Raw genomic sequence first — 25988 nt, forward strand, 5'->3', positions numbered from 1 at the left:
CCGTCAGATTAGTAAGAACCGCTTTGTTGCGCATTCAGGGAAGGTCAGCACTTGTAGGTGAAGCTCGCCTTGTCGGTACGCGCCGGGCCCGGCGAGAGCACCTTCAGCGTGGCCGTGGCCTTGACGTTGCTCTTGCCCGACAACGTCCAGCGCAGCGGCACCGAGTAGGACGTCTTGTCGGCGCTCGTGCGCAGGCTGCCCTTGACGACCTCCTTGTCCAGGTTCTTGCGCCACTCGTAGCGGATCTCGCCCACGCCCCCGTTGGTGACCAACGTCCCGGTCAGGACGATCGCGCCGCCGCAGCCCAGCGTCTTCTTCGGCGCCACCACGTCGATCGACTGAACCGCCAGCTCGGGGGCGTCCGTCAGCCTGAACCAGGCCACGATCGCGCCCGCCATGACGACCGCGAAGAGCGCCGTGGACAGGATCGTGCGCCGCCGCCGGCGCCGCGACACCCTGGCCACCCGGCCTTGGGACCGCTTCTCCGGCTGGTGGACGGTCGCGGCGCCGTCGCGTCCCTCGCGCCAGATCCGTTCGGCCGTCGTCTCCTGGTGGGGCTGCCGCACGGTGCCGGCGCCGCCTCCTGGACCGCCCACCCCCGGGCCGAACTGCAAGCGCGGCGGCGACCCCGACGCCGGCACGTGCAGCAGCGTGACGATGTCGCCCTCGTCCTGGGGCGCCGGCGGCGGCTGCGCGGCGAACGACGGCGGCTGCGCGAACGCCGACCTGCCGCGCGCCGCCCGCGCCAGCGCGTCCCTGCTGATCAGGCCGCCGGGCAGCGCCGCGCGTTCCTGGCTCAGCATGGCGCGGGCCGGTTCGAGACCGAGCGTGGTGGCCGTGCCCGCGGCCCGTTCGAACAGGCCGGCGGCCCGCGGCGCGGTCTGCGTGAAGGAGGCGGCCAGCCCGCGGGCCAGCGACGCCCAGCCCGCCGCGTCCCGCTCGCGCGGCGAGACCTGACCGCGGATCGCGTCGGACAGGCCGCGCTCCGACAGCAGCGCGGCCCCCTCGGCGGTGATCACCACCGTGCCCGGGTGGACCGAGCCGTGCGTGACCCCGGTGGCGTGCAGCGCGAGCAGCGTCTGCGCGGTCTCCATCAGCACCGACGCCGCCCCGGCCGGGTCGACGGGCGCACCGGCGAGCAGGTCGGCCAGCGTGGGGCTGACCGCCTGCGCGGTGAGCAGCCACACCTGGTCGCCCGCCGCGACCACGTCGGCCACCGGGATCAGCCCGCCCATACCGCCCAGCACGAGGTGCTGGTCGGTCATGACCGTGTTCACCACTCGTTCCCGGACGCCGGGCAGGCCGATGACCCGCGGGTCGAACAGCAGCGCCCCCGCCCTGCGGCCGTCCGGCGAGATGGCGTCGATCCAGTTGCCGAGCTCGGTCATCCACGTGTGCTCGGTCAGCCGGAACCCGGCGATACCGTTCCTGTGGTTGTCCATCCCCCTTGCCCCCCGGCGCGTCTAGCGCTGCTTTCTGTGGCGTCCTGCCATGCGACGTTTCACCGCAAGTGTGACCGGAACCGCGCCGGACGTCATCAGGCCGAGCGCGAGGAGTCCGGCCTGCGCCTTGCCCACCTGGTCCAGGGTGGGTGTCTCGGTGCCGCCTCCGCCTCCGTCGTCGGTCGAGGTCCTTGTCGGCGTCTGCGATGTCTCCGAGGGCGCCGGGCTGGTCGGGGACGTCGTGGTCGGGGGCGTCCTGGTGGGCGGGGCGGACGTCGGGGGCGGGGTGGGGGCGGCCGAGGTGGGTTTGCTGCCGTCGCTGGTCGTGCTGTTCTTGCCCGTGATGTCCGGCTCCGGAGAGTCGGTCGGGGTCGGCTTCGGCGTCCTGACCGGCCTCCTGGTCGGTTTCCGCGTCGGGGTCGCCTTCGGCGTCCTGGACGGCGAGGCCGCCGCCGTCGCCGTCGCCGTCGCCGTCGGCAGGACGGGCGGCGGGGTCGAGACGGCCGGGTCCGCGGAGGTCGGCGTCGGGTCCGGCTCCGGGGTGCTCTCCTCGGGCGTCGCGGTCGGCTCCTCCTCCGTGGGCTCCTCGTCGATCACCGGGTCGGTCGCGCTGGGCGTGACCTCGCTCGTCTGGGCCCGCAGCACCGGCTCGTCGGAGGAGGAGTTGACCAGGATCACGCCCACGGCCACCACCACGCCCACGGCGACCGCGCCGATCGCGACCTTGGCCGAGAGCCTGCTCAGCAGACGGGCGGGGTCGGGGAAACGGCTCTCGGTGAGCGCGGTCTGCGTCTCGGCGGGATCGTGCAGGGGGCTCGGGAACAGCAGGATCAGCAGGCCCGCGAGCGCGGCCAGGCGGCGGCGTCCGCGCTCCTCCCAGTCGGCGCCGTACGCCTCGGCCGCGATGGCCTCCAGCTCGGTCAGGAACGCCTCGGCGGACGGCGGCCGTTCGCCCGGCTGCTTGGCCAGGCCGCGTTCGACCAGGCTCTGGAGCGCCGAGGGCACCTCCTCGACGGGCGGCGGCGCGCTCTGGTGCTGGCGGGCGAGCGCGGCGATGTTGGGCGCCCGGTAGGGCCGGGTGCCGGTCAGGCACTCGAAGAACACGACGGTGGCGGCGTAGACGTCGGTCGCCGGCCCGGCGGCCCCGCCCGCCCACTGCTCGGGCGCCATGTACGGCGGCGTGCCCGCGGCGCCGGCCCCCTCGCCGGCCCGGACCGCGATGCCGAAGTCCACCAGCTTGCTGACGCCGTCGCCCTGGACCATCACGTTCTCGGGCTTGAAGTCGCGGTGGACGACGCCGATCGCGTGCGCGGCGGCCAGCCCCTGGAGCGAGCCCTTGAGCACGACCAGCGCGGCCTCGGCCCCGGTCGGCCCCTCGGAGCGGAGGATCTCGCGCAGCGAGACGCCGTTGATCAGCTCCATGATGATCGCCGCGCCCTGCCCGGACTCGACGTAGTCGATCAGGCGCGCGTGGTGCGAGCTCTGCAGGGTGCCGAGCAGCCGGGCCTCGTGCCGGAACCTGGCCACGAAGCCCATGTCGGACCTGAGCTCGTCATTGAGATATTTGATGGCGACTTCCACGCCGTCGTGGTCGCGCGTGGCCAGGACCACCCGACCGGCGGCACCGCTGCCCAGTTCCCGGACTTCGGTGTAGCCGGGGACCCCCCACTGCCCTTCGCCGTACATAACGGTCTCCTCTGGAGTCATTCGGGCCCCCACCCGCATCAAACGCTGCGTAGCTTAACCAGAGGGAAGGGCTTTCCCACCACCGATATGCCGATATGGCCGAATTTGCGAGGTTAGTCCACCGTGCCGGGCTTATCGGATTGTGGGGATTCCTGTGGTTTGGGTGTTTCCTGTGGTTTTGGGGTTTCTTCGGGCTTTGGTGTCTCGCTGGGGCACTCTGGGGTTTTTCCGCTCGCCCGGTCCGAGCCGTTGGCCGCCTCCGGCGTCGTGCTCGCCGTGACGGTCCAGGTGGTGCCGCACGGGACGGTCCTGAGCGCCCGGCTCACCGTCCTGGTGTACGTGGTGTCGCCGGACAGCGTGAGCCGCTCCGAGCCGGCCGGCTCGCCGCCGAGCAGGAACCCCACGTCCAGCGTCACCGGCCGGTCGTCGGCGGTGACCACCGAGACGGTCGCCACCAGGCCGCTCTCGCCCAGCCCGGCCCTGACGATCGAGACCCGCCGCACCGCGGGCGGGCAGCTGACCTCGGCGCGGGCGGTCCGGACGCGGTCGCCGGCGCGGACCCGTACCGACAGGGTGGAGCCGCAGGGGCGCACGCGGAAGGCGTGGGTGAAGACGCGGGCGTAGGAGGTCCGGCCGGACAGGCTCGCCGTACGGGTGCCGACGGTCTCGCCGTCCACCGCGAACGTGGCCTCGACCGGGATCGCGCCGGTGCCGTCGGCGGTCACGCCGACCTGGGCACGCGCGGTCAGCCCGGGCGCGGCGGGCATCGCCAGCGAGACGCGCAGCCCGCTCACCCGCGTCGGGCAGGCCGGCACCGGCACCGAGGACGACCGGGCGCCGCCCGGCGCGGCGGGGGAGGTGACGACGGTCAGCGTGACGGTCCTGCCGCACGGCCGTTCGCCGATGTCCCAGGTGAAGGCGCGGGTGTAGGACGTCGCGCCGCTCAGCCGCAGGCGCTGGACGTGGCCGTCGCCGCCGGGCGCGGTCCACGTGCCGGTGGCGGTGACGGGGGCGCCCCCGGCGGTCCGGACGGTGACGGAGGCGCGCGCGACGCCGTCGCCGTCGACCGTGACGTCGCCCACGCTCACCCCGAGAACGGTCGCGACGGGCGTCGGCGTCGGGGTGGGTGTCGGCGTGGGCGTCGGTTTGGGGGTCGGTTTGGGGGTCGGCGTCGGGGTCGGTGTCGGGCTCGGTGTCGGGGGCCGGGTGGGCGTCACCGGGGGCTTCGGCGTGGCGGTCCTGGTCGGCTTCCGCGTGGGCCCGGCCGTCGGCGTGCGCGGCGCCGGGGTGGTGGCGGGCGGCCTGGAGGTCGTCGTCGGCGGCGGCAGCAGCTCGGGCGAGGACGCCGGCGACGGCGGCCCCTCGGGAGAGGTCCGCGGCGTCGCCTCGGGCGTGGTCGGCGGCGCGAGCACGGCCTCGGCCGTGCTCGGCGGCGCGGTCACCGCCTCGGTCGTGGCCGGCGGCACCGCGACGGCCGCGCCGACCGGCTGCTCGGGAGGCTGCCGCCGGGCGGCGAGCGCGACCACCACCGCCACCGTCACCACCGCCACCAGGGCGGTGCCCATGCCCACCCGCACCGCGTTGGACCGCAGCCCGCGGAAGACCGTCCTGGCCAGGGACGTGGTGACCTCGGGAGTGGGCTGCGGCGGGGCCGGCAGGAGCAGCGCGAGCAGGGCCACCAGCGCGGCCAGGCGCCGCCTGCCCCGCTCCTCCCATTCCTCGCCGTACGCGGCCCGCGCGGTGGCCTCCAGCTCCTCGACGAAGGCCAGGGCGCTCGGCGGCCGGTCCCGCGGTTCCTTGGCCAGGCCGCGCCGGACGAGCTCCTGGACCGGCTCGGGCGCGTCGTGGAAGGGCACCGGCGCGTGCACGTGCTGGTAGCCGAGTACGCTGGGTTCGGTGGACCGGTACGGCCGGTGCCCGGTCAGGCACTCGAAGAAGACCGCGGTGGCCGCGTACACGTCGGTCGCCGGCGAGGCGGGCCGGCCGGCCCACAACTCCGGCGCCATGTACGGCGGCGTCCCCTCCGGATGCGTGGCCGTGCCCTGCGGCACCGCGACGCCGAAGTCCACGAGCTTGCTCGTCCCGTCGTCGCGCACGAGCACGTTCTCGGGCTTGTAGTCCTTGTGCACGACCCCGGACCCGTGGGCCCTGGCCAGGCCCAGTAACGAGCCCTTCAGCACGACCAGCGCCGCCTCGGGCTCGGTCGTGCCGTTCTCACGCAGCAGGGCGCGCAGCGAGACGCCGTTGACCAGCTCCATCACGATGCAGGCGCCGTTCGGCTCCTGGATGTACTCCCACATCGTGGCGATGTTCGGGTCGCGCAGCGAGGTCAGCACCCGCGCCTCGGCCTGGAAGCGGGACAGGGCGGCGGGGTCGCGCAGCAGCGCCTCGGCGAGGTACTTGATCGCGACCTTCACGCCCGTCTCGTCGTGCACGCCCAGCACGACGCGCCCGCTCGCGCCCGCGCCGAGCTGTCTGATCTCCGTGTAACCGGGAGCACTCCACTCCATCGCCCTCTCCCATCAGGAGCCGGCCCACCTGATGAGACGCGTGATCAAGGAGTCGGGTTTGCCAGGTGGTTCCGGATTCATGGAACTACTCCCGACGGAGGATGTGAACCGGTATATCGATACCTTCTGGAAGTGCCGGATCCGGTTGCGGTTCGCCCCAGGTCGTGACCAGCGGATGCACCCCGGCCCAGACCGGCAGCGCGTAGTCCTCCTCGTCGTCGTCCGGCGCCCCGCCGCGGATCTTGACCGACGCCTCCGCCAGCGACAGGGCCAGCACGGCGGTGGCGGCCAGCTCCTTGCGCGTGGGCGGCCGGACGTAGTCCCACTGGCCGGGCGCGAGCTGCTCGGTGAGCGCGCGCAGGGCCGCCAGCCGCTCGTCGGGATCGCTCACCAGCCGGGCGCGGCCGTAGACGATCGCCGAACGGTAGTTGACGGAGTGGTTGAAGACCGAGCGGGCCAGCACGATGCCGTCCACGTGGGTGACGGTGACGCACACCTCGGTGCCGTCACCGGCCCGCAGCGAGCGCGCGCCGGTGGAGCCGTGCAGGTAGAGGGTGTCGCCGATCCGGCCGTAGCCGGTGGGCACGACCATGGGACGGCCGTCGGCCACCACGCCCAGATGGCAGACGAGCCCGGCGTCGAGCACGTCGTAGAGATCGTTCCGGTCGGTGCTGCCGCGGTGCTTCTCTCGGCCGAGAGTCGTGCGCGGGGTGGAGGAGAGCATGATTCGACGCTAATCGCGAAGTGGACCTATCCTGTAGGGCCACTAACCGACCCTTCCTAGAGACCACTTTCGTGCGCACCCACATTGACCTGCCGGTATCCCTGTCCCGCGACTCGTCCGTCCCGCTGACCACCCAGCTCGCCGGCTGGCTGCGGCACGCCATGATGGGGGGCGCGCTGGCGCCGGGCGAGCGGCTGCCGTCCACACGGGCGCTGGCGGACCAGCTCAAGGTGAGCCGGACGGTCGTCACCGAGGCGTACCAGCAGCTCTACGCCGAGGGCTGGCTGGAGGGGCGCCACGGGTCCGGCACGTTCGTGGCGGCCATGGACTCGCACGTCCCGCCGCGGGAGAGCCCGTACGAACCGGCGCCGCCCGCCCGCCGCCCCGAGGGCGAGTGGATCGACCTGCGCCCCGGGGACCCGTGGGTGCGCGACTACGACCGGGCCGCCTGGAAGCGGGCCTGGCGCCGGGCCGGTGAGCTGCCACCCGGCGACTCGCCCGACCTGCACGGCCTGCCGCGCCTGCGCGAGCTGCTCGCCGACCACCTGCGCAGGGCCAGGGGCATGGCCGTCGGCCCCGAGAACGTCCTGGTCACCAGGGGCACCGGCAACGGGCTCGACCTGTGCGCGCTGGCCCTGCTGACCGGCGGCGGACGGGCGGGCGTCGAGGACCCGGGCTACCACGTGGCCCGCACGGTGTTCGCGGCGAGGGGCGCCGAGGTCGTGCCCTGCCCGGTGGACGAGGACGGCGTGATCGTCGACGACCTCCCGCGCGACCTGCGCGTCCTCTACACCACCCCGGCCCACCAGTACCCGCTGGGCGGCCGGCTGCCGATCCCGCGCAGGGAACGCCTGCTGTCCTGGGCCAGGAGCACCGGCGCCACGATCGTCGAGGACGACTACGACGCCGAATTCCGCTACGACGTCGCCCCCCTGCCCGCCCTCTACGGCCTCGACCCCACCCGCGTCGTGCTGCTCGGCTCGTTGTCCAAGACCCTGGCCCCCGACGTCGGCGTCGGCTGGCTGGTCGGCACGCCCGACCTGGTGAGCCGGATCGCCGCTCTCCGCGGCATGGTCTCCGACCGCACCAGCGGACCGGTCCAGCAGGCCGTCGCCACCCTCCTGGAACGCGGCGACCTCGACCGCCACCTGCGCAGGATGCGCCTGGAGTACGCCCGCCGCCGGGCCGCCGTCGTGGAGATCCTCGGCCCGGTCTGCCGCCTGCGCGGCGACACCGCGGGCCTGCACGTGCTGGCCGAGCTGCCGGCGGGCGACGTCCAGGAGGTCGTGGAACGGGCCAGGGAGCGCGGCGTGCTGCTCGACCCCGCCGACCGCCACCACCACGACCGCGCCCGCCTGCACGGCCTGGTCCTCGGCTACGGCTCGGCCTCGCTCAGGGACGTCCGGCGCGGCTGCGCGGTGCTGGCCGGACTGATCCGGGATGCTCAGAACGGATTGAGTATCTGAGCGCTGGTGGCCGCCGGCCCGCCGTCGGCAGGGTGGCGGGCATGAAACCCTGGCTCCTGCCGGCCTCGCTGATCGTCACGGCGGTCACCGCGTGGCTCGTCCTGTACGCGGGCGTGCCCCTGTCCACCCTCCTGTCGCTGGGCCTGGGCGCGATCTGCCTGGTCTGGCTGGTCGTCCTGCTGACCTTCCCGTGGAACCTGTCCTTCGCCGCCCGGCAGGTGGTGCGCGACATCGCGGTCTCCCGCGAGTCCGGCATCGACGTCCCGGCCCGCGGTGAGGAGGAGGCCAGGACGATCGCCCGCCGCATGCTCGTCCTCGCGGTCGCCGGGCACGTGGTCTCGGCCGTCGTGGTCGCGGTGGTCACGTTCTTCTCCGGGCGGCAGATCGGCTACTACTTCGCCGGGTTCTACCTGCTGGCCACCGCGTTCCGGCCGGCCGGGGCCTACGTCGGGCACCTACGGGAACGGGTCAGGACGCTGGGACGCGAGGTCCACTACCCCCGCCTCGACGTGATCGCGCTGCGCGACCAGGTCGAGGCGCTGTCCGCCGCCTCGGAACGGCTCACCCGGCAGGTCGAGGAGATCGGCGGCGAGCTCGCGGCCGCCAGGGCCGGACTGGAACGTGCCGACCACGACCTGGACCGCCGGATCACGCTGATGGCCCGCCGCTTCGAGGAGACCGTGGACGGCCTCAACGACAACCAGGAGATCATCACCGGGCTGCGCGCGTTCCTCAGGCTGCTTCGCGCGGACCCCACATAGGCGGCTCCAGACCGCGCAGGACGGGCAGCGAGCGGGCCGCGTACAGCGGGTCGACGGGCAGCACGTGCCGGGCCCACCAGCGCGCGGGGCCCGGGTCCGGCGAGGCGTCGGTGAAGCCGAGGGCGTACTCGTCGTACGGCGGGTCGTACAGGTAGCCGGTGGCCACCCCGCGGCGCTCCAGCTCGGCGATGGCCGCGTCCCTGTCGCGCACCAGCAGCGGGACGCGGAACAGCGGCTGGTCCAGGTTGTCCCGCACGGCGGGGGCCACCGTGGGCAGCTCGGCCAGCCGGGCGATCCCGGCCAGCCGCCGCGCCCGCTCGCCGGGCACCTTGGCCAGGCGCCTGGACTGGTACCAGCGGACCAGCCGGCCACGCCGGGCGCGGTAGGCCGCCAGGTCGGCGCGTACCCACGGGTCGAACGGCGGCAGCGCGGGCACCTGCTTGAGCGCCAGCTCCAGCGCGTCGGGCTCCAGGGCGATGCGGTAGCCCTCGCGCTCCTCCTGCATGCCGAGGGCGCGCATGAGCGCGAGCGCGGGGCGGACGAGGTCGAGCCTGAGCGCCGCCTGCCGGGCCATGGAGGTGGCCACGCTGAACAGGTCGGCGCGCAGCGCGCCGGGGACGAGCAGCTCGTCGCGGGCGCGTTCGAGCGCTTCGAGGTCGGCGCGGTCGGCCACCGCGAGCACGCCCCCCGAGCCCGCGCCCGGATGTTTGGACAGGCTGAAGACCCCCGCCTGGCCGAACGTGCCCAGCGGGCGCCCGCCGGGAGCGGTCTCCAGGGCGTGCGCCACGTCCTCGATCAGGATCTTTCCCGTGAAGGCGGACACCTGGTCGGGCAGGCCGTACAGGTTCGTCGTCAGGACGGCGTCCACCGTGGACAGGTCGACACGGGAGACGTCGATGTTGCCGTCACGCGGGGACAGCGGCGCGATCACCGGGCGCAGACCGGCGGCCAGCACGAGGAAGAGGATCTCGTCGGCCGAGACCGGAGACATGAGCAGCCGCTGACCCGGCAGGCACCAGTGGCGCAGCGCGAGGTAGAGGCCGAGGCGGTTGGATGGGAGCCACAGGCAGTGCCGGCCGGTGCGCTCCGCGATGAGTCTCACCCTTGTAGGACGGTACGCAGTCGCCCAAAAGTTTTCAATGCCTTGTCCGCGGTCTTGAGCAGCAGCGGATTGGCCATCACCGTGGCGCGCGTCTTGCGTACCGGCACCCGCATCATCCAGTGGACCCCGGCCGCCACACCGGCCCTGGCCACCCGGCCCTCGGCGACTTCCAGCTCGCCGTTCTTGAGCTTCTCCTTGTACTCCTTCTCGCCCCGGCCCATGTCGATCACCTGGACGCCCGACGCGGCGGCCGCCTCGGCCATCGCCAGGTGGTGGATGAGCCCGGGGGAGTACTTGGCGTAGGTCGTGTCGTAGGCCGGGAACCAGCCGGCCAGCGTCGTGCGGGTGCGCACCCCGAAGTGCCCGGCCACCGGCACGTCGTCGACGTAGATCATGTCGAGGACGCCGGCGAAGCTGTCGGACCGGGTCGCGAGCAGCCGCTCGACCAGCTCGACGATCCACCGCTGGGCGAACCGGTCGGTGCGCCCGGTACGCCGGTACTGGTCGGTCTTCCAGCCGAGCAGCGTGTGCAGCGGCCCGGGGTCGGTGATCGCGTAGTCGTGGCGCACCGTCCCCGACTCGCGCTGCAGCTTGCGCGACTTGGCCAGGGTCGACTTGTACGTCTTGCCGGACCGGGCCCGCAACGTCTCGGTGTAGGAGCCGTAGCCGTCGCGCAGGTCGATGATCGGCGAGGGGTGCGTGGTCTGCCGCCCGTCGAGCAGCGGCTGGCCCGAGACCAGGTGGTCGAACTCGTAGACCGACAGCCCGCAGTCCTTGATCAGCCGGTGTGGGGCGAGGTCGAGGCCCTTGGCGTGGACCAGGCCCTGCGCGTCGGTCAGCCCCGCGGCGACCGGCTTGCCGATGCCCAGCGGATGGCGTTCGAAGGGGAAGAAGCCGACGATGTCCGGCCCGTCGTACAGGACGGCCACCCGGACCACATCGCGGAGCTCGCCCACCGTGACCGTGAACTCCGGGGACAGGAAGGGGTTGTCGAAGGCGGCGTCGGACTCCTGCAGGGCGCGCCATCGGCTGAGTTCGGGCAGTCCCAGATCGCGAGGGTGGGCAACGGTGACGCGCATGGGCTCCTACTGTCGGCTTACCACAACCTGACCAGCATGCGGTCAGAGGTGTATGGCCAGGTTAAAGGATAGGCATCCATGCCTGGGATGTGCCGGGCCTACTGTTATGCAACTCTCAGCTGGCTTTCAGGACCGAGTGGCGTTCTAATGTGTGTCCATGACCGTACCAGGGATCGACTGGCCGCGACTGGTGTCGTGGCTGGGCAGGAACGTGCCGGACGCAGGGGAGCCGCTGTCCGTCTCGCTGATCTCCGGAGGCAGGTCGAACCTGACCTACCTGGTGGAGGCGCGCGAGCGCCGGCTGGTGCTGCGCAGGCCGCCGCTGGGTCACGTGCTGCCCACCGCCCACGACATGCGGCGGGAGTGGCGGGTCATCTCCGCGCTGGCGCCGACGCCCGTGCCGGTGCCCGGGCCCGTCGCCTTCTGCGCCGACGAGGACGTGGTCGGGGCGCCGTTCTATCTCATGGGGTACGTGCCCGGCGCCGCCGTCCAGACCCGGGACGAGCTGGGCGAGCCGACGCCGGCCCAGACGCGGCGGCTGTCGGAGCGGCTGGCCGAGGTGCTGGCCGCCATCCACGCCGTGGACTACCGCGAGGTGGGGCTCGGCGACTTCGGCCGCCCCGAGGGGTACCTGGCCCGGCAGCTCGATCGGTGGTGCCAGCAGTGGGAACGGTCGAAGACCGCCGACCGGCCCGACTACGACAGCCTGGTACGGCGGTTGCGCGAGCGGCTGCCCGCCGCCTCCGACAGCACCCTGGTGCACGGCGACTACCGGCTGGACAACACGCTGGTGCGCCTGGCGCCGTCGCCGGCCGAGATCGAGATCATGGCCGTGGTCGACTGGGAGATGTCCACGCTCGGCGACCCGCTGGCCGACCTGGGGCTGACGCTGACGTACTGGCACGACCGCGGGGACGACGAGCGGGCCCGCATCCCCGTGGCGGGGGACGTGACGGTGGCGCCGGGGTTCATGAACGCCGCCGAGTTCGCCGCCCACTACACAAAGGTGTCAGGGCGCGATATTTCAGACCTTGGGTTCTATGTGGCCTTCGGCAATTTCAAGCTCGCGGTGATCGTGGAGGGTATCCACGCCCGGTTCAAGCAGGGTAAGACCGTGGGGGAGGGGTTCGACCGCATCGGCGCGGCCGTGCCGACGCTGATCTCCCGCGCCCATCGCATGCTCGACCAGCCCTGACCCCGCAAGGAGCCCCATGAGCACAGTTGCACTCATCACCGGAGCGGCCAGCGGCATCGGCGCCGCGGTGGCCAGGCGGCTGTCGTCGGGCGGCGCGAAGTGCGTCCTCGTCGACCGCGACGGCGAGGGCGTCGAGCGGGTGGCCAAGGAGGTCGACGGCGCGTGGCTGGCCGCCGACGTCAGCACCGAGAAGGCCTCCCTGGAGGCCGTCGCGCTCGCCGAGCAGCGGTACGGCCGCCTCGACCTGGTGCACCTCAACGCCGGCATCTCGGGGGGCGTCGACCTGGCGGCCTTCGACCTGGAGCGTTACCGCGCGATCGTCGGCGTCAACGTGGACGGCGTCGTCTTCGGCGTGCGCGCCAGCGTGCCGCTGCTGGCCAGGTCGGGCGGCGGCGCGATCGTGGCCACGTCCTCGCTGGCCGGGCTGGTGGCCTTCGCCGGCGACCCGATCTACACCATGACCAAGCACGCCGTCGTCGGCCTGGTCCGGGCGCTGGCCGAGCCGCTGTCCCAGCAGAACATCCGGATCAACGCCGTCTGCCCCGGATTCACCGACACTCCGCTGGTGGCCGCCGCGCGGGAGATGTTCGTCGACGCCGGATTCCCGCTGCTCACGGCCGAGGACGTCGCCGCCGCCGTCGAGTCCGCCTTCTACGCCGAGACACCGGGCACCCTGCTCATCGTGCAGCCGGGTAGGCAGCCGGTGCCGTACCGTTACTCCGGGGTTCCCGGACCCGCGGGCGGTCAGCGCCCACCCGCTTCCGATTGACGGCAAGTCTGCTGCAAGCGGAACGATTACCGTCATAAGGGCCGGGCGCTGCCTGGCCTTTGTACGTTGCGTGATGGTAAGGAGCGTTCCGTGATTCCCACCGAGGGCAGACACGCGCGCAAACGGTCGCCATGGCCGATCGCCCTGGGGGCCGGCGTCCTCGCGGTCGTGCTCGTCGTCGGCATCATGGTCTACGCGGGCATGCGGTCGAGCCCCCGCGAGGGCTTCAGGGGCGGCGAGGTGGCCGAGGTCGGGCCCACCCAGGCGCCGCCGCGGCTCGAACAGCCGCCCGTGCTCCACGACTGGCCCCGGTGGGGCATCACGCACACGCAGTACAGCACCGAGACCGAGCCGCGACAGGTCGTCGAACAGGCCAGGGGCATGCTCGGGCGGGTGCCGATGCTGCAGAACCAGCACATCATGGGCTGGGGCGTGGGCAACCCGGAGCCGAGCCCCGGCCAGTTCAGCTTCCGCGACCTCGACCGGCGGCTGACGTTCATGGCGTCGTCGCGGGCGGTGCCGGTGATCACCCTGTGCTGCGCGCCCGACTGGATGAAGGGCGGGCAGCCCGGACGTACCGACTGGAGCAAGAACCACACCGTCGCCCCCAAGCCGGAGCACTTCGACGACTACGCCAAGCTGGCCGCGCGGGTGGCCCGGCAGTACCCGACCGTCAAGTACTACATGGTGTGGAACGAGTTCAAGGGCTTCTGGGACCCCTCGACCAACCGCTGGGACGCCGAGGGGTACACCCAGCTCTACAACAAGGTCTACACGGCGTTGAAGAAGGTCGACCCGCAGATCAAGGTGGGCGGGCCGTACATGCCGATCGAGAGCGGCTCGGGCGGCGGGCCCTCCGAGCTCAAGGGCCCGTGGGGGACCGTCGACCAGCGGGCGCTCGACGCGATCGAGTACTGGATCGAGAACAAGAAGGGCGCCGACTTCATCGTCGTGGACGGCGCCTCGATGACGACCGACAAGGGGAACGTTCCCGACGACTTCGGCGCGCTCGGCAAGTTCGGCGCGATCACGAAGTGGCTGCGGGAGAAGAGCGACGACCTGCCCGTCTGGTGGGCCGAGTGGTACGTCGAGCCGGAGAACTCCGGCTGGAGCGAGGAGCGGCGCACGGCCGTGCAGGCGGCGGCGCTGATGGAGTTCGCCAGGAGCGGCGTCACCACCGCCCTGTACTGGAACCCGCAGGTGAAGGGGACGGGCCAGTGTGACGGCTGCCTCTGGGTTCCCGGGCGGGGGGACGAGATGCCGATGGCGGGGCTGCTGAGCGGGTTCACCCGGTGGTTCCCGGCGGGGGCGCGGCTCGACGGGGCGGTGACGTCGTCCGACCCGAAGGTTAAGGTGCTGGCGCAGGAGCAGCAGGTCGTCATGGTGAACACGTCCGACCGGGAGGTGACGGCCACGGTGGACGGCAAGGCGGTGACGCTGGGGGCGTACGAGATCAAGTGGGCGGGAAGAGGCGGCGCCTGACGGCCCCCCGGCGCTCATGGTTCCCGCTCCCGGCGGGTTCGCACCCTCTGGAAGGGCGGCTCGAAGTACCGCCTGGAAGGGCGCCTTCGGCACCCGCTGAAGGCGCGCCGTTGCTCCGTTACCGGCGAAGTGCTGCGTTCAGCCCGCGCCTCGACTGCTGGGGTTCGCCGGCCGACCTGCTGCACCGACACCACAGCACCGTCACCCCATGTCGAACACCCACGTGAGGCCCCGCGGCATCCCCCTCCCCCCGGCCTGCCCCCAAGCCGTCTCGCCTCGCCTCCGGCCCCTCTCGACGCCAGAGCCCGCCCAGGCATCTCGACACCTGAGCCCCGGCGTCTCGCCCCTGGAACCCATCCAGGGGCAGCCGCCCGGCACGGTCCACCGCTTCACCGATCCCGACACCCATGAACGTAGAGTGGTGCTTCATAAGCTGAAAGTGACCGACTTGTGATGCCGGGGACCGTGATGACCGACAGCAACGCCGAGCCGCCCATCGTGCACATCCTCGACCCGATGAGCGCGGCCTACGACGCCGCCTTCGCCACCTTCCTGGCCCACACCGACCAGAAGATCCGGGCCCGCGAAGAACTGGCCCGGGTCGTGGGACGGCTGCCCCACCGCCGTACGTTCATCGACGCCGGCGCGGGGACGGGCGAGACCACCGCGTGGCTGGCCCCCAGGTTCGACCGGACGATCGCCATCGAGCCGAACGAGCACCTGCGGGCGGAGCTGGCCCGCCGGTGTCCCGAGGCCACGCTCCTCAGCCAGGACATCGCCACCGCCGATCCGGCGGAGACGGCCGACCTGGTGTTGTGCGCGCACGTCCTGTACTACCTGCCGCAGCAGTCCTGGCTGCGCCAGCTCCAGAAGCTGGCTTCCTGGACGGCCGAGGGCGGCTTCACGGTGGTCGTCATGCAGAACCCGGACAGCGACTGCATGCGCCTGCTGCGCCGCTTCACCGGCCACCGCTACGACCTGGACGCCCTCGGACGCGCCTTCGCCGCCAGCGCCGGCACCGAGTGGGAGATCGGCATCAGCACCGACCCGGCCTCCGTCACCATGCCCGACCTGGAAACCGCCCTGGCCGTCGCGCAGTTCATGCTGAACGTCGTCCCGCTGTCGCAGCCGCCCGTCATGGAGGAGGTCGCCGCCTACCTCCAGGAACACTTCCGCACCCCGGACGGCTACCGCCTGAGCTGCGACCAGGACTTCCTGGAACTCCAGCGCAACGGCCCAGACGCCTGACAACCACCCGCCCGAACGGGCCGCCCATCTCAAAGGGCCGCCAGTCTGAACGGCTCAGCGGCGGCCCGACATCCCCGAAGCGGCCCCGACGCAGCCCTGACGAACCTGCGCGATCGGCCCTCATCCACCCTGGGCGCGCGGCGGCGTGACAGCCATCGTGAAGGCGGTCTCGGTGAGGAGTGCGTGGTCGAGCGGGATGTGCGGTCGTGTGCCGCGTTCGAGCTGCTGGAGGCCGAGCACCACCGCCAGCGCGAGCAGCGCGCGCCGTTCCGCCTCCTCCTCGTCGAAGCCCAGCGCCACCAGAAGCCCGGCGACGAAGTCGACGCGGCGGCGGGTGACCCGGGTGACGATGTCGGCGACGCCCTCGCGTTCGGCGTCGAGGTAGAGGCGGCTCTCGCCGCCACGCCGCCCCGCACGGGCCGCGACCGTGCCGAACAGGGCGCGCAGCCGGGCGCGCGGCTCGCTCTCGGCGGAGGCGGCCGCGATGATGTGCTCGGTCTCCTCGGCCTCCCAGCGCTCCATGACCGCCCGGACGAGAGCGCCGCGGTCGGCGTGGTGCCAGTAGAAGGAGCCCTTGGTGGTGCCGAGGTCGCGGGCGACGGCCTCGACCCGCACCGAGTCCAACCCGATCTTGGTGAACCGCGCGTACGCCGCGTCCACCCACTGTTCCGCCGTGATCCGGCCCCCTTGCGCCATTCGCCATACGGTACCGTATAGTCATCACCATACGGCACCGTATGGAGGCGTCATGAGAACACCCGTCTACTGGTCGTCCGCCCTGGACGACATGCCCGCGCCCGACTACGCCGACGTGATCGTCGGCGTGCTGCCGCCGCGCGCGACCGACGACCCGCGGACCTGGGCGCAGGCCGTCTTCTCGATCAGGTCCATGCCCCGCTGGATCACCGCGGCCATGTGGCTGCGCCAGGCGGTCGTGCCGCTGGTCGGCATCCCTCGCGCGCCGCGCGACGTCTTCCAGGTCGCCCGGGTCGAGGGGGACGAGGCGCTGATCGTGGCCGACGACCGGCACCTGGACTTCCGCTGCGGGGTGGGGGTCGATCGCGAGGCCCGGCTCGTGCGGGTCACGACCACCGTCCGGCTGAAGGGCCGGCGCGGCCGGCTCTACTTCTGGCCGGTACGCCTCGTGCACCCGATCGTCGTCCGGGCCATGCTCCGCTCCGCCCAGCGCCGCCTGGCGAGCGTCTAGAGGGTGACGACGACCTTGCCCGTGGCGTGGCCCTGCTCGATGTGGGCGATGGCCTCGGGCACCTGGTCCAGCCGGTACGTCCGGCTGACGACCGGGACGACCTCGCCCGCCTCGATGAGCCCGCGCACGGCGGCCAGCGTGTCCCGGTCCCCGGCCGTGACGAAGTTGACCAGGCGCTGCCGGACGAACGGCTTCGTCGCGAGGATGCGCAGGATGCGACCGATCGGCCCGAGGAGCGACCCGCCGCCGGAGCCCGAGTTGGGGACGTAGGTGCCGGCGGAGGTCAGGGCCCGCCGGTAGTCCGCGAGACGCCGGTCGCCGACATTGTCGAGGATGACGTCGTACCGGCCGGTGTGGTGGGTGAAGTCCTGCCTGGTGTAGTCGATGACCTCGTCGGCCCCCAAGGACGCGACCAGCTCCGCCTTGCCGCCGCTGCACACGCCGGTCACCTCGGCGCCCAGCGCCTTGGCGATCTGCACGGCGAACGTCCCCACCCCGCCCGCCGCACCGACGACCAAAACCTTCTGCCCCGGTTTGACCTCGCCTCTGGTGGCCAGGGCCTCGTAGGCGGTCAGCGCCGCCAGCGGCACGGCCGCCGCCTGCTCGTACGTCGCACCGGCCGGCTTCTCCAGCAGCACCTTGTCCTGGGGGACGGCGACGTACTCGGCGAAGGCGCCCCGGAAGTGGCCGAACACCTCGTCGCCGGGCTTCAGCCGGGTGACGTTGCGGCCCGTCGCCTCGACCTGCCCGGCCAGGTCCATGCCGAGCCCCTCGAACTTGGGCCGGCGCAGCCCGGAGACGGCCCGCATCACGTACGGCAGACCGCGCACGAAGTGCCAGTCACCCGGGTTGACGGCCGCGGCCCGCACCCGGACCAGCACGTCGTCGTCGCCGACCGGCGGCGGATCGACCTCACGCAGTTCGACGACGGCCTCGGGCGGACCGTAGGCGGCGTAACGGATGGCCTTCATGGCACGCTCCTACTCGACGGTTCTGAGGATCTGCTCGATCGACGCCGTACGGGCGCGCAGCTCGGCCAGGTCGGCGGCCGAGCGCTGCTGGGCGTCAAGGGTGTTCTCGGCGAGCTGCTCGAACCTGTGCACGAGCCGGCGCAGGTCGTCCTTCTGCAGGGCCTCCAGCTTCGCCTTGCGGAAGTCGAAGAGGCCGACGATGACCAGGCAGATCAGGAAGCCGGTCACGAGCAGCACGCCGAGGATGAAGATCACCTCGGGCCAGGCGGTGGGCATCAGGGGCGCTCCTTGGGCTCCGGGTCGGGCGCGGTGAGGGTCTTGGCCGCCTCGGCCAGCGCCGCTGCGGTGAGGTGGACGTCGAAGTCGGTGACTTCGTAGTACTTCATGGCCTTGCCGTCCTCGGAGAGCTCCAGCGTGCCGACGATCAGGCCGGCCGCTTCCAGCCGCCGCAGGTGCATGTGGAGGAGCGGACGGCTGACGCCGATCTCGCGGGCCAGGTGGCTCACATAGTCGCGGCCGGCGGCCAGGGTCGCGACGATGCGCACCCGCAGGGGGTTGCCCAGCGCCGCCAGCATCTCGACCAGCTCGTCACCGGTCGGCCCGGCATCGGTCATGGTTTCCCGTCACGTGAAAGATTTTCCTTACACGTAGGAGCGTACATCGCCCAAGGGGTCTTTGGACAGACGAATTCAGACGGCTTGCGCGGAGTCGCGGGTCCGGCGCCGCTCGCCCGTGGGCCTGCGCCAGTACGTCAGGAAGCGCAGCACCCACTCCACCGGCCCGTACCGGTGGTCCCTGAGCCACCAGTGGCTGTAGAGCACCTGGACGGCGAAGATGGCCAGCGCGATCAGCACCTCGACCGCGGGACTGACCCGGTCCACCAGAGCCAGGCCGTAACCGGTGAAGATCAGCGAACAGATCAGCGACTGGCCCAGGTAGTTCGACAGGGCCATCCGCCCGGGAGCGGCCAGGGCCCGGCCCACCCGCGGCAGGTACGGCAGCACCCGCAGGAACGTGGCCGCGTACGCGGCGGCCAGCAGCGGCGCGGTCACCAGGTCGATGGCCTCGCCCAGGAACTTGTTCACCGTGCCGTTCCAGGCCGACTGCGTGTAGACGAAGGCGCCGGCCAGCCCGACCGTGAACCCGGTCCACTGCAACCGGCGCAGCGCCACCTTGTGCTCCGACAGGTTCCGCAGCACGCCCAGCTTGCCGACCGCCAGCCCGATCAGGCACGCGGCCAGCACCGCCGGCCCCTGGAACAGCACCCGCAGCAGGACGATCAGCGACAGCTTGCGCATGTGCTCGGAGATGATCTGCCAGAACACCCCGCCGAGGGCGGTGTCGGACCTGGCGGCCTCGGCGGTGCCCTCGGCGACCGTGCCGGACGCGTCCAGGCCGACCATCGCCAGCAGGGCCAGCATCAGGAACCCGAACGCGAGCATCAGGGTCAGCAGCCCGGCCAGCACGATCGCGGTCTTGGGACCGATCCTGCGCAGCACCAGCAGCGCGATCCCGACGAACGCGTACGTGGTGAGGATGTCGCCGGGGAACAGCAGCACCGCGTGGGCCAGGCCGATCAGCAGCAGCCCGCCCAGGCGGCGCAGGAACATCGGCACGAACGCCCGCCCCTGCCGGACGGCCGAGTCGAGCTGGAGCGTGAAGCTGTACCCGAACAGGAAGGAGAACAGCAGGTAGAACTTGTTCTCCATGAACAGCGTCACGGTCCAGCGCACGACCCAGTCGAGCGAGGAGTCGAAGCCGGGCTCCGCCATCCCGGCCATCCGGTAGCCGGAGGCCAGGAAGGCGATGTTGACGACGAGGATCCCCAGCAGCGAGAAGCCGCGCAGGGCGTCCACAGAAGTGATCCTCGCAGCCGCGAGTCGTGCATCGGGCATGGCGGGAAGTGTCTCCTGTGTCCTCATCAGGCGTACATCATCCCGCAAAACCTTAGCGTTTCCTGTGAATTCAGTTATTTAGTGCGATGTGGATAAATCTCTCCACGATCACTGCTACAGAGATCAAAAACGCCGGGATGGCCAGGAACATCAGCCCTCTGCGCGCCCGTCGTGCCCGGTCCGGCCCGTTCAGCCGGATGACCTCGTAGCCGAACAGCGCCACCCACGTCACGACCAGCGCCCCGATGCCGACGGGCGTCCACGGCGAGGTGGGGTCGCCACGCCCCTTGTAGGGGTTGGGATCGGGGATCTCCATGCCCTTCACGAACTTCTTCCAGGTGTAGAGCGCGGCGTCGTCGTTGGAGAAGACCTTCTTCAGGTCGGGCGAGGCGTCCAGCGCGGCCCGGAACCGCTGTCCCCAGTCCTCCGGGAAGCCCTCGTTGAGCTGCAGGTAGCTGACCTGCCCGCGGCTCACCATCAGGTACGAGTTGCGCGGCTGCTCCTTCAGCTTGGCCACCGCGTCGGCGATCTGCGTCGGGTCCTTGTGCACCAGCGCCTGGACGCCGAAGTTGACCAGCTCGACGTCCCGCTCGCCCCACGGCAGGGTCGGCGTGACCTCCCGGCCCTCCTTGGGCACCAGGTAGAGCACCTTGGCGCTCGGCTTGTCGTGGTCGTAGACGTAGTGCAGGGCGGCGACCTCGCCGGTGGTGACCCGTTCGAACTTCTCGTTGCCGTACCGGGCCAGCAGGAACGCGAAGGCGAACAGCACCGCGAAGCAGGCCGCGAGCACGACCGAGATCTTCCTGGTCAGCTCGGGGTTGAAGCGCACGTTCCGCCTGCGCAGCGGCACGGTCTCCTCGCGCACGTCCGCGCTGTCGGCCGGCAGGTTCGGGAAGAACGCGTAGGCGGCCAGCAGGCAGGAGCCCGGCAGCGCGAACATGTAGATGCGCAGCCCGATCTCGCCGCCGTAGCTCTGCAGCCCCAGCGCCAGCACCGGCACGCACAGCAGGATCAGCGCGGACCGGTCGAACACCCCGCGGCGCAGCCGCCGGACCAGCCCGGCCGCCGCCAGCGAGAGGATGACCCCGAGGATGCCGAGCCGCGCCTGCAACACCAGCGCGTGCGCCGGGTCGCTGCCCTCGACGCGGTCGGAGGTGGCGCTGCCGATGTTCTGCAGGATCTTGCCCAGGCCGCCGAAGATCGCGTCGATCTGGCCCGCCCAGAACCCGACCGTCATGTAGCTGATCCACGCCAGCGTCACGAGACCGAGGAAGAACGGCAGCGCCCACGTCAGCGAGGTCCGCTTGAAGATCAGGAACGCGGTCACCACGCCCATCATCATGAACGGCGTGATCTGGTGCGAGGCCACCGACGCGAAGAACAACGCCAGCAACATCAGCAGCATCAGCAGCTTGTCGGCCCGGTAGGTGCCGGTGTTCACGATCTCGCCGGGCGTCATCGCGTCGAGCCTGCCCAGCAGCTTGCGCAGCCCCTTGGGCGGGACCGGCTTGGTTCGCGGCTCCACCCGTCCGAACCAGCGCAAGAGGATCGCCACGAACGCCAGATACAGGGCGAAGGTGAACCCTTGCGGCGAGAAGTAGTCCTGCCCGATCCACTGCACGAGGATGAACAGCAGCGCCGCGAACCAGCGCGCCCGCGTCGTCGCCACCACCTGGCGCAGGATCAGGACGAACGGGAGCAGGTAGAGCAGGTTCGACAGGAGCGGCGTCCACTGCAGGATCGTCGTCATGTCGGTGATGCCGGCGGCCTTGGTGACGAACGCGAACAACGCGAAGAAGCCCGGCCAGCCCATGCGGGCGTCGATGCTGATCGCCGTCTCGCCCGTCCTGGAGATGAACTCCACGAAACCGGCATGAATGTACGCCGTGGGGAAGCGCGGCTCGCTGGCCACCAGCGCGCCCGCGCCGTGCAGGGCGAACGTGATGGCGGCGATCTGGAACAGCAGCAGGAACTTGCGGTCGGTGCTCTGGGCGACCGTGACGAAGAACGACACGATCATGATCAGGATGGCGATGAACGCCGTCGCCGGCAGCGCCGCGATCAGGCCCAGGCCGTTGATGTTCGCCGGGTCCACACCCCGCAGCGGGCCCGGGGGCACGCGCAGGGCGAGGATGTACATGAGCAGGCCCTCGAGCACGAGGACGACGGGCAACCACTTGGGCGCGCTGGCGATCAGCGCCCCGACCCGCCCTCCGGCGACCCGGCCCTTCTGGCCCGCGGCCACGGGCGCGCCTTCGCCGCCCCGCGGACCGCCCACGACCTGCCCGTCACCGGAAGCCGCCGGGGGCCGCTCGACAACCGGAGCCCCAACCCCCGACGCCACAACACTCCCAGCAGCACCGGCACCAGCAGCACCGCCGGCCGTCCGGGAAGCAGGCGCCCGGAAGGCAACGGTCCTGCCGTCACTCTCACCGTCACTCTCACCGTCGCCCTCGACGGCAGCCCCACCAGGACGGCCCGCCTTGGAACCGGTGGCACCAGCCCCCTCGGGCCCGCTGCCCTGGGCACCGGACACACCAGACGCACCGGCGCCGGTAGTACGGGCGGCACCAGCGGCATCCGCGCCGGACGCGCCCGCGTCGGCGACACCGCTGCGACCAGCGCCCGCCTCCCCGTTCGGCGAAGTGCCCCCCGCGTCGGACGCCCCAGAACGAGCAGCCCCCGTCGCACGCGCTCCAGCCGAGCCCGCAGCACCCGAGCCGGAGCCCTTCGGGCCGCCTCCTGCACTTGGGGATGCCTCGGGGCTCTTCGAGGAGGTGTCGCCGCTGTCAGCAGTCGTGGGGGAGCCGCCCTTGGCGGCCCCGGACGCGGAAGCCTGGGAAGACTCCGCCGCAGGCATCGGCATGGTCCCGGCGGCCGACGAGCCCTTCGAGCCCGAAGCCGCGCCGCTCGAAGCCGCGCCGCTCGAAGCCGCGCCGCTCGAAGCCGCGCCGTCCGTGGGCGCCCCCTCAGGGCCGGACGGGCCGGCCGCCGGGGGCGGGGCGTGGGGTGCCCTGGCGGTGAACGCGTTGGGCCCCGCGGACTCGGGCTGCCCCTCCGCGTCACGCTCCGCGAACGCCTGCGCAGGCCCGGTAGCGGGCTCGTCAGCCGTGGGCGGGTGGCCGATGTGCACGGCTCCGGGGACGCGGAAGGCCGTCGTCGTCTCGGCGTTCACCTCCGCCGAGGAGTCGGACGCCTCCGGCGCCTCCTCGTCCGACGCCGATGGGGACGCCGGAGCGCCCCCTTGACCGTCGTCGAACGTCAGCCGCGGGATCACCCCCGTGGCCTCCGGATCGAAGGGCGTCTCTGTCTCCTCCCCGGCGTCCTTGCGAACGTCGGAGGAGCCGGTCTTCCCCTTAGTCATGCCATCGCCGTCCCGTTGCCTCACGTTGACCATCATGCGGCCCCGGACGACCCCTGAGTGACAGTCGGCTGCCCAGTTTCACCAAATTTGAGTATTTTGCGTAGATTTCCGAAGATCAGAAGTGCCACCAGCAACTCGCTGAAGAGCAGCCCGTAACCCACTGCGTTCACCCCGAAGCGCGGGAAAAGGGCCACCGTGGACACCAGCACCAGCACCGCCAGCCCGATCTGCACGAGCGCCAGCGTGCGCGCGTGGCTCTGTGCCCGCAACGCGCTCAGGTACACCTCGATCAGCACCCGCGGCAGCACGGCCAGCGCCATCAGCCGCAGCAGCGTGGACCCCTCGTCGGCGAACTCGGCGCCGAAGACGGTCAGGATCAGCGGCGCGCCGATGATCGCCACCACGATGATCGGAGTCACGATCATGAAGCCGCGCCGCAGCGCCCGCCGGCAGTTCAGGGCCAGTTTGGAACGATCGAACGAACCCTCGACCGTCAGCGACACCGCCATGTTCATGGCCAGCAGCTCGATCATGCTGGCCAGGGTGTGGGCCATCGAGAAGCGCCCGAACGTGGCCTCGCCCACCTTGGTCGCCACCACCACGGGCACCAGGTAGACGATCGCCAGGATCGACAGGGTGCCGGGGAAGTCACCGGCCAGGAACCGGCCGATCTGCCGCAGGCCGGGCGGCTCGTGGGCGGTGCCGAGGCTCTTGACGTGCCGGGGCACGACGACGCCGAAGATCAGCCAGTTGACCGGGATCAGCGCGAGCGCGGTGGGGATCATCCACGAGACGAAGATCCCGCCGTCGGGCAGCGCGCCGGCCAGCGCGACCAGCAGGCCCATCTTGACCAGGCCGAACACCAGGTTGTTGACCGGCACCCAGGTGGCCTTGCGCAACCCGGTCAGCACGACGTCCTGGAGCGTGAAGACGGCCCACACCAGCACCGAGGCCAGGAAGAACAGCCCCGGCCCGAATCCGGCCAGCACCGAGTACGTCTTCCCCCACAACGGCAGCGTGAGCAGGAAGCCGAGCGCCGCGACCCCGCCCGTGGCGGCGGCCAGGCCGTAGCCGCGCAGGATGAGCTCGGGCGTGCGCCGCCCGGCCACCGGCAGGAAGCGGGCCAGCGCGCCCACGAAGCCGAGCGCGGTCAGCGACGCGAACAGCCGCATCGCGGTGATCACCGCCTGGCCGCGCCCGAACTCCTCGGGGGTGTAGAAGTGCGCCGCGAGCAGCCAGTAGCCCATGCCGAGGGTGCCCGTGACGACCGTGTTGGCCATCAGGGCGTAACCCTGGCGGAAGAGCGGATTGCTGAGGTCGCGGAGGATCTTTTCCCGCAGGCTAGACATTTCCGCGCACCCGCTGCAGCCCGTACCTCGTCCGCCGGACGACCGCGTACCCCTTGGTGAGGATGCGTTCGCGCAGGTAGATGAGAGGTACGGCGTTGCCTTCGACGGCGCGCCTGAACATGCTGATGGTCGTCGGCTTGCCGACCGTCAGCCGGGGGATGGCGAGCATGTCGTGGCGGTCGGCGGCGATGGTGTTGCTCACGGCGCAGGCGGCGAAGTAGCCGGCCTTGCGCACCTCGTGGCGGACCCGGGCGCTGGAGTAGCCATAGGGGTAGGCCATGGTGGCGACCGGCGCGCCGATCTTCTCCTCCAGCAGGCCCTTGTTCCTGCGCAGCTCCTGCCGCAGATCGTCGGTGCGGAGCTGGTCGAGCTGCGGGTGGCTGTGGCTGTGGCCGCCGATCTCGATGCCGTTCTGGGCGGCCTCACGGGCCTGGCCCCACGACAGCATGTCGTCGAGCGGACGGCCCGCGGCGTCCTTGCCCGCGTCGGACACCCAGCCGCTGGTCAGGAAGACCGTGGCCGGGAAGTTGTAGCGGTCGAGCAGGGGCAGCGCCTGGCTGTGGAAGTCGGCGTAGCCGTCGTCGAAGGTCAGGACGACCGGCTTCGCCGGCACCGTACGGCCGTCGATCTTGTTCAGCGCGGCCACCAGGTCGCCCAGCGTGAGCGGGGTGAACCCGCTCTCCGACAGGTAGGCGAGCTGCTCGGCCAGGTCGGACGGCCGCACGGCGTGCGGACGCGTGTCGTCGTTGGGGCTGTCGCTGACCGAGTGGTACATCAGGATCGGAATGCGGATCATGAGCGTGCCACCTTCAGCCGTGCCGTGCCGACCACGTAACCCCAGGTCGTCCAGGCCAGGCCGACGACGATCGCGGCGGCCCTGCCCAGTCCGGACAGATCGCCGCGCAGGGCGTCGCCCACGCCGCGCAGCGCGCCGAGCGGCAGCGTCTTCATCGCGTGGGCGCGCTCGCTGGCCAGGCCGTCCTGGGTGCCGACCTCCCGCGTGACCAGGGCCTTCGACAGGCCCTCGGCGTAGCACCTGGACCTGAAGTAGGCGAAGCCCTCGCGCTGCCTGGACACCTTGTGCCCGATGACCGCGCGGGGCTCGAACAGCATGACCGAGCCCGGCTTGCGCTGGCTCAGCCTGATGCAGAACTCGGTCTCCTCGCAGCCCAGCGGGCGCGACTTGCGGCCCTGCACGCTGCGGCCGATGCCGCTGTGGAAGCCGCCGACCTCGGCGACGACCTCGCGCAGGAAGGCGGCGTTGCCGCCCATGACGTTGCGGATCGGCGCGCGTACCGCGGGCATGCCGCGGTACGTGCATCCGACCGTCCAGTCGAACTCGTACGGGAACCAGCGGGGCCGGCGCTTCGACGCCCACAGGGGGTCGGTACGCCCGCCCACGCCCACCACACCGGATTCCTGGAAGCCCTCCTCCAAAGCCTCCAGCCACCCCGCGTCGGCGACCGCGTCGTCGTCGAGAAACGCGACGATCTCACCGGTGGCCGTGGCCACGCCGGTGTTCTTGCCGCCGGACAGCCCCTGCTCGTGCGTGTTCTCCACCACGATGGCCTGTGGATAGGCGCGCTTGAGCTTCAGGTGCAGGTCCGGATTGTGGTCGACCACCAGGATCAGCTCGTGTGCCGGGCGGCTCTGGTTCTCGACCGACTCGACTGCCTGCCTGATGTCCTCCCAGCGCTCTTCTGTGTAGACGCAGATGACAACAGACGTGTTCACAACG

At 71.6% G+C, this 25988-nt stretch carries 23 protein-coding genes; 8 read left to right on the forward strand and 15 right to left on the reverse strand.

Features of this window, described 5'->3' with window-relative positions; translation table 11 throughout:
* Nucleotides 1-44: 44 nt before the first annotated feature.
* From ABZ444_RS20150 to ABZ444_RS20165, 4 genes are all read right to left on the reverse strand, one after another.
* Nucleotides 45-1442: a hypothetical protein gene (locus ABZ444_RS20150; protein ID WP_357998812.1), complete on the reverse strand. Its 1398-nt coding sequence runs from the start codon at nucleotides 1440-1442 to the stop codon at nucleotides 45-47.
* 21 nt (nucleotides 1443-1463) lie between these two features.
* Entirely contained in the window at nucleotides 1464-3128 is a 1665-nt protein-coding gene (locus ABZ444_RS20155; RefSeq protein ID WP_357998815.1) for a protein kinase, read from the reverse strand.
* Between the two features lie 113 nt (nucleotides 3129-3241).
* Nucleotides 3242-5638, reverse strand: a complete 2397-nt coding sequence (locus ABZ444_RS20160) for a protein kinase (protein WP_357998818.1) — start codon at nucleotides 5636-5638, stop codon at nucleotides 3242-3244.
* Between the two features lie 85 nt (nucleotides 5639-5723).
* Entirely contained in the window at nucleotides 5724-6362 is a 639-nt protein-coding gene (locus ABZ444_RS20165) for a pyridoxamine 5'-phosphate oxidase family protein (protein WP_357998821.1), read from the reverse strand.
* Between the two features lie 71 nt (nucleotides 6363-6433).
* On the opposite strand from ABZ444_RS20165, the gene ABZ444_RS20170 reads away from it, so the two are divergent.
* Both ABZ444_RS20170 and ABZ444_RS20175 read left to right on the forward strand, forming a co-directional pair.
* On the forward strand, nucleotides 6434-7828 hold the full coding sequence (locus ABZ444_RS20170) for a PLP-dependent aminotransferase family protein (RefSeq protein WP_357998823.1): 1395 nt from the start codon (nucleotides 6434-6436) through the stop codon (nucleotides 7826-7828).
* Between the two features lie 41 nt (nucleotides 7829-7869).
* The gene (locus ABZ444_RS20175; RefSeq protein WP_357998826.1) at nucleotides 7870-8589 is read left to right on the forward strand and encodes a hypothetical protein; all 720 of its coding nucleotides are present in this window, start codon (nucleotides 7870-7872) and stop codon (nucleotides 8587-8589) included.
* Here the strand turns inward: ABZ444_RS20175 and ABZ444_RS20180 are convergent.
* Nucleotides 8561-9691, reverse strand: a complete 1131-nt coding sequence (locus ABZ444_RS20180; RefSeq protein WP_357998829.1) for a DegT/DnrJ/EryC1/StrS family aminotransferase — start codon at nucleotides 9689-9691, stop codon at nucleotides 8561-8563. The two genes, ABZ444_RS20175 and ABZ444_RS20180, sit on opposite strands and share 29 nt — an antisense overlap.
* Nucleotides 9688-10770: a GNAT family N-acetyltransferase gene (locus ABZ444_RS20185; RefSeq protein ID WP_357998832.1), complete on the reverse strand. Its 1083-nt coding sequence runs from the start codon at nucleotides 10768-10770 to the stop codon at nucleotides 9688-9690. The genes ABZ444_RS20180 and ABZ444_RS20185 overlap by 4 nt, the downstream gene beginning before the upstream one ends.
* 157 nt (nucleotides 10771-10927) lie before the next feature.
* On the opposite strand from ABZ444_RS20185, the gene ABZ444_RS20190 reads away from it, so the two are divergent.
* The 4 genes from ABZ444_RS20190 to ABZ444_RS20205 all read left to right on the forward strand — a co-directional run bounded on the left by ABZ444_RS20190 (nucleotide 10928) and on the right by ABZ444_RS20205 (nucleotide 15464).
* Entirely contained in the window at nucleotides 10928-11965 is a 1038-nt protein-coding gene (locus ABZ444_RS20190) for a phosphotransferase family protein (protein ID WP_357998835.1), read from the forward strand.
* Nucleotides 11966-11981: 16 nt separating this feature from the next.
* Nucleotides 11982-12734, forward strand: coding sequence for an SDR family oxidoreductase (locus ABZ444_RS20195; protein WP_357998838.1), 753 nt, complete (start codon nucleotides 11982-11984; stop codon nucleotides 12732-12734).
* A gap of 90 nt (nucleotides 12735-12824) precedes the next feature.
* Complete coding sequence (locus ABZ444_RS20200; RefSeq protein WP_357998841.1) at nucleotides 12825-14216, forward strand: xylan 1,4-beta-xylosidase; 1392 nt, start codon at nucleotides 12825-12827, stop codon at nucleotides 14214-14216.
* Nucleotides 14217-14684: 468 nt separating this feature from the next.
* Nucleotides 14685-15464 (forward strand): methyltransferase domain-containing protein, encoded by a 780-nt coding sequence (locus tag ABZ444_RS20205; RefSeq protein ID WP_357998844.1) that lies wholly within the window; start codon nucleotides 14685-14687, stop codon nucleotides 15462-15464.
* 120 nt (nucleotides 15465-15584) lie between these two features.
* On the opposite strand, the gene ABZ444_RS20210 is transcribed toward ABZ444_RS20205, so the two are convergent.
* Nucleotides 15585-16160: a TetR/AcrR family transcriptional regulator gene (locus ABZ444_RS20210; protein ID WP_357998847.1), complete on the reverse strand. Its 576-nt coding sequence runs from the start codon at nucleotides 16158-16160 to the stop codon at nucleotides 15585-15587.
* Nucleotides 16161-16212: 52 nt separating this feature from the next.
* On the opposite strand from ABZ444_RS20210, the gene ABZ444_RS20215 reads away from it, so the two are divergent.
* Entirely contained in the window at nucleotides 16213-16671 is a 459-nt protein-coding gene (locus ABZ444_RS20215) for a DUF2867 domain-containing protein (protein WP_357998850.1), read from the forward strand.
* Here ABZ444_RS20215 and ABZ444_RS20220 read toward each other — a convergent pair.
* The 5 genes from ABZ444_RS20220 to ABZ444_RS20240 form a co-directional block, all read right to left on the reverse strand.
* Complete coding sequence (locus ABZ444_RS20220; RefSeq protein ID WP_357998853.1) at nucleotides 16668-17642, reverse strand: NAD(P)-dependent alcohol dehydrogenase; 975 nt, start codon at nucleotides 17640-17642, stop codon at nucleotides 16668-16670. The two genes, ABZ444_RS20215 and ABZ444_RS20220, sit on opposite strands and share 4 nt — an antisense overlap.
* Before the next feature lie 9 nt (nucleotides 17643-17651).
* Nucleotides 17652-17918 carry a hypothetical protein gene (locus ABZ444_RS20225; RefSeq protein ID WP_352326042.1) on the reverse strand — a complete coding sequence of 89 codons (267 nt, stop codon included), beginning with the start codon at nucleotides 17916-17918 and terminating at the stop codon, nucleotides 17652-17654.
* Nucleotides 17918-18256 carry a winged helix-turn-helix domain-containing protein gene (locus ABZ444_RS20230; RefSeq protein WP_352351957.1) on the reverse strand — a complete coding sequence of 113 codons (339 nt, stop codon included), beginning with the start codon at nucleotides 18254-18256 and terminating at the stop codon, nucleotides 17918-17920. The genes ABZ444_RS20225 and ABZ444_RS20230 overlap by 1 nt, the downstream gene beginning before the upstream one ends.
* A gap of 75 nt (nucleotides 18257-18331) precedes the next feature.
* Nucleotides 18332-19498: a DUF418 domain-containing protein gene (locus ABZ444_RS20235; RefSeq protein ID WP_357998856.1), complete on the reverse strand. Its 1167-nt coding sequence runs from the start codon at nucleotides 19496-19498 to the stop codon at nucleotides 18332-18334.
* A 109-nt stretch (nucleotides 19499-19607) separates the two neighbouring features.
* Nucleotides 19608-21782, reverse strand: a complete 2175-nt coding sequence (locus tag ABZ444_RS20240; protein ID WP_357998859.1) for a hypothetical protein — start codon at nucleotides 21780-21782, stop codon at nucleotides 19608-19610.
* 568 nt (nucleotides 21783-22350) lie between these two features.
* Between ABZ444_RS20240 and ABZ444_RS20245 the strand changes: the two genes are divergently transcribed.
* Nucleotides 22351-22785, forward strand: coding sequence for a hypothetical protein (locus tag ABZ444_RS20245; protein ID WP_357998862.1), 435 nt, complete (start codon nucleotides 22351-22353; stop codon nucleotides 22783-22785).
* Nucleotides 22786-22933: 148 nt separating this feature from the next.
* Here ABZ444_RS20245 and ABZ444_RS20250 read toward each other — a convergent pair whose 3' ends face one another.
* The 3 genes from ABZ444_RS20250 to ABZ444_RS20260 are packed head-to-tail and all read right to left on the reverse strand — an operon-like array spanning nucleotide 22934 to nucleotide 25984.
* On the reverse strand, nucleotides 22934-24250 hold the full coding sequence (locus ABZ444_RS20250) for a hypothetical protein (RefSeq protein ID WP_357998864.1): 1317 nt from the start codon (nucleotides 24248-24250) through the stop codon (nucleotides 22934-22936).
* A complete protein-coding gene (locus ABZ444_RS20255; RefSeq protein ID WP_357998867.1) occupies nucleotides 24243-25046 on the reverse strand; it encodes a polysaccharide deacetylase family protein in 804 nt (267 codons plus the stop codon). The genes ABZ444_RS20250 and ABZ444_RS20255 overlap by 8 nt, the downstream gene beginning before the upstream one ends.
* On the reverse strand, nucleotides 25043-25984 hold the full coding sequence (locus ABZ444_RS20260) for a glycosyltransferase family 2 protein (protein ID WP_352351952.1): 942 nt from the start codon (nucleotides 25982-25984) through the stop codon (nucleotides 25043-25045). Before ABZ444_RS20260 ends, ABZ444_RS20255 begins: the two co-directional genes overlap by 4 nt.
* Between the last annotated feature and the right edge of the window lie 4 nt (nucleotides 25985-25988).

Source organism: Nonomuraea sp. NPDC005730, from assembly GCF_040630865.1.
Taxonomy (GTDB): domain Bacteria; phylum Actinomycetota; class Actinomycetes; order Streptosporangiales; family Streptosporangiaceae; genus Nonomuraea.

Coding starts and splice junctions, on each gene's coding strand:
- ABZ444_RS20150 (WP_357998812.1), bottom strand. CDS start 1,442: ATGGACAACCACAGGAACGGTATCGCCGGGTTCCGGCTGACCGAGCAC.
- ABZ444_RS20155 (WP_357998815.1), bottom strand. CDS start 3,128: ATGTACGGCGAAGGGCAGTGGGGGGTCCCCGGCTACACCGAAGTCCGG.
- ABZ444_RS20160 (WP_357998818.1), bottom strand. CDS start 5,638: ATGGAGTGGAGTGCTCCCGGTTACACGGAGATCAGACAGCTCGGCGCG.
- ABZ444_RS20165 (WP_357998821.1), bottom strand. CDS start 6,362: ATGCTCTCCTCCACCCCGCGCACGACTCTCGGCCGAGAGAAGCACCGC.
- ABZ444_RS20175 (WP_357998826.1), top strand. CDS start 7,870: ATGAAACCCTGGCTCCTGCCGGCCTCGCTGATCGTCACGGCGGTCACC.
- ABZ444_RS20185 (WP_357998832.1), bottom strand. CDS start 10,770: ATGCGCGTCACCGTTGCCCACCCTCGCGATCTGGGACTGCCCGAACTC.
- ABZ444_RS20190 (WP_357998835.1), top strand. CDS start 10,928: ATGACCGTACCAGGGATCGACTGGCCGCGACTGGTGTCGTGGCTGGGC.
- ABZ444_RS20195 (WP_357998838.1), top strand. CDS start 11,982: ATGAGCACAGTTGCACTCATCACCGGAGCGGCCAGCGGCATCGGCGCC.
- ABZ444_RS20205 (WP_357998844.1), top strand. CDS start 14,685: ATGACCGACAGCAACGCCGAGCCGCCCATCGTGCACATCCTCGACCCG.
- ABZ444_RS20210 (WP_357998847.1), bottom strand. CDS start 16,160: ATGGCGCAAGGGGGCCGGATCACGGCGGAACAGTGGGTGGACGCGGCG.
- ABZ444_RS20215 (WP_357998850.1), top strand. CDS start 16,213: ATGAGAACACCCGTCTACTGGTCGTCCGCCCTGGACGACATGCCCGCG.
- ABZ444_RS20220 (WP_357998853.1), bottom strand. CDS start 17,642: ATGAAGGCCATCCGTTACGCCGCCTACGGTCCGCCCGAGGCCGTCGTC.
- ABZ444_RS20225 (WP_352326042.1), bottom strand. CDS start 17,918: ATGCCCACCGCCTGGCCCGAGGTGATCTTCATCCTCGGCGTGCTGCTC.
- ABZ444_RS20230 (WP_352351957.1), bottom strand. CDS start 18,256: ATGACCGATGCCGGGCCGACCGGTGACGAGCTGGTCGAGATGCTGGCG.
- ABZ444_RS20250 (WP_357998864.1), bottom strand. CDS start 24,250: ATGTCTAGCCTGCGGGAAAAGATCCTCCGCGACCTCAGCAATCCGCTC.
- ABZ444_RS20255 (WP_357998867.1), bottom strand. CDS start 25,046: ATGATCCGCATTCCGATCCTGATGTACCACTCGGTCAGCGACAGCCCC.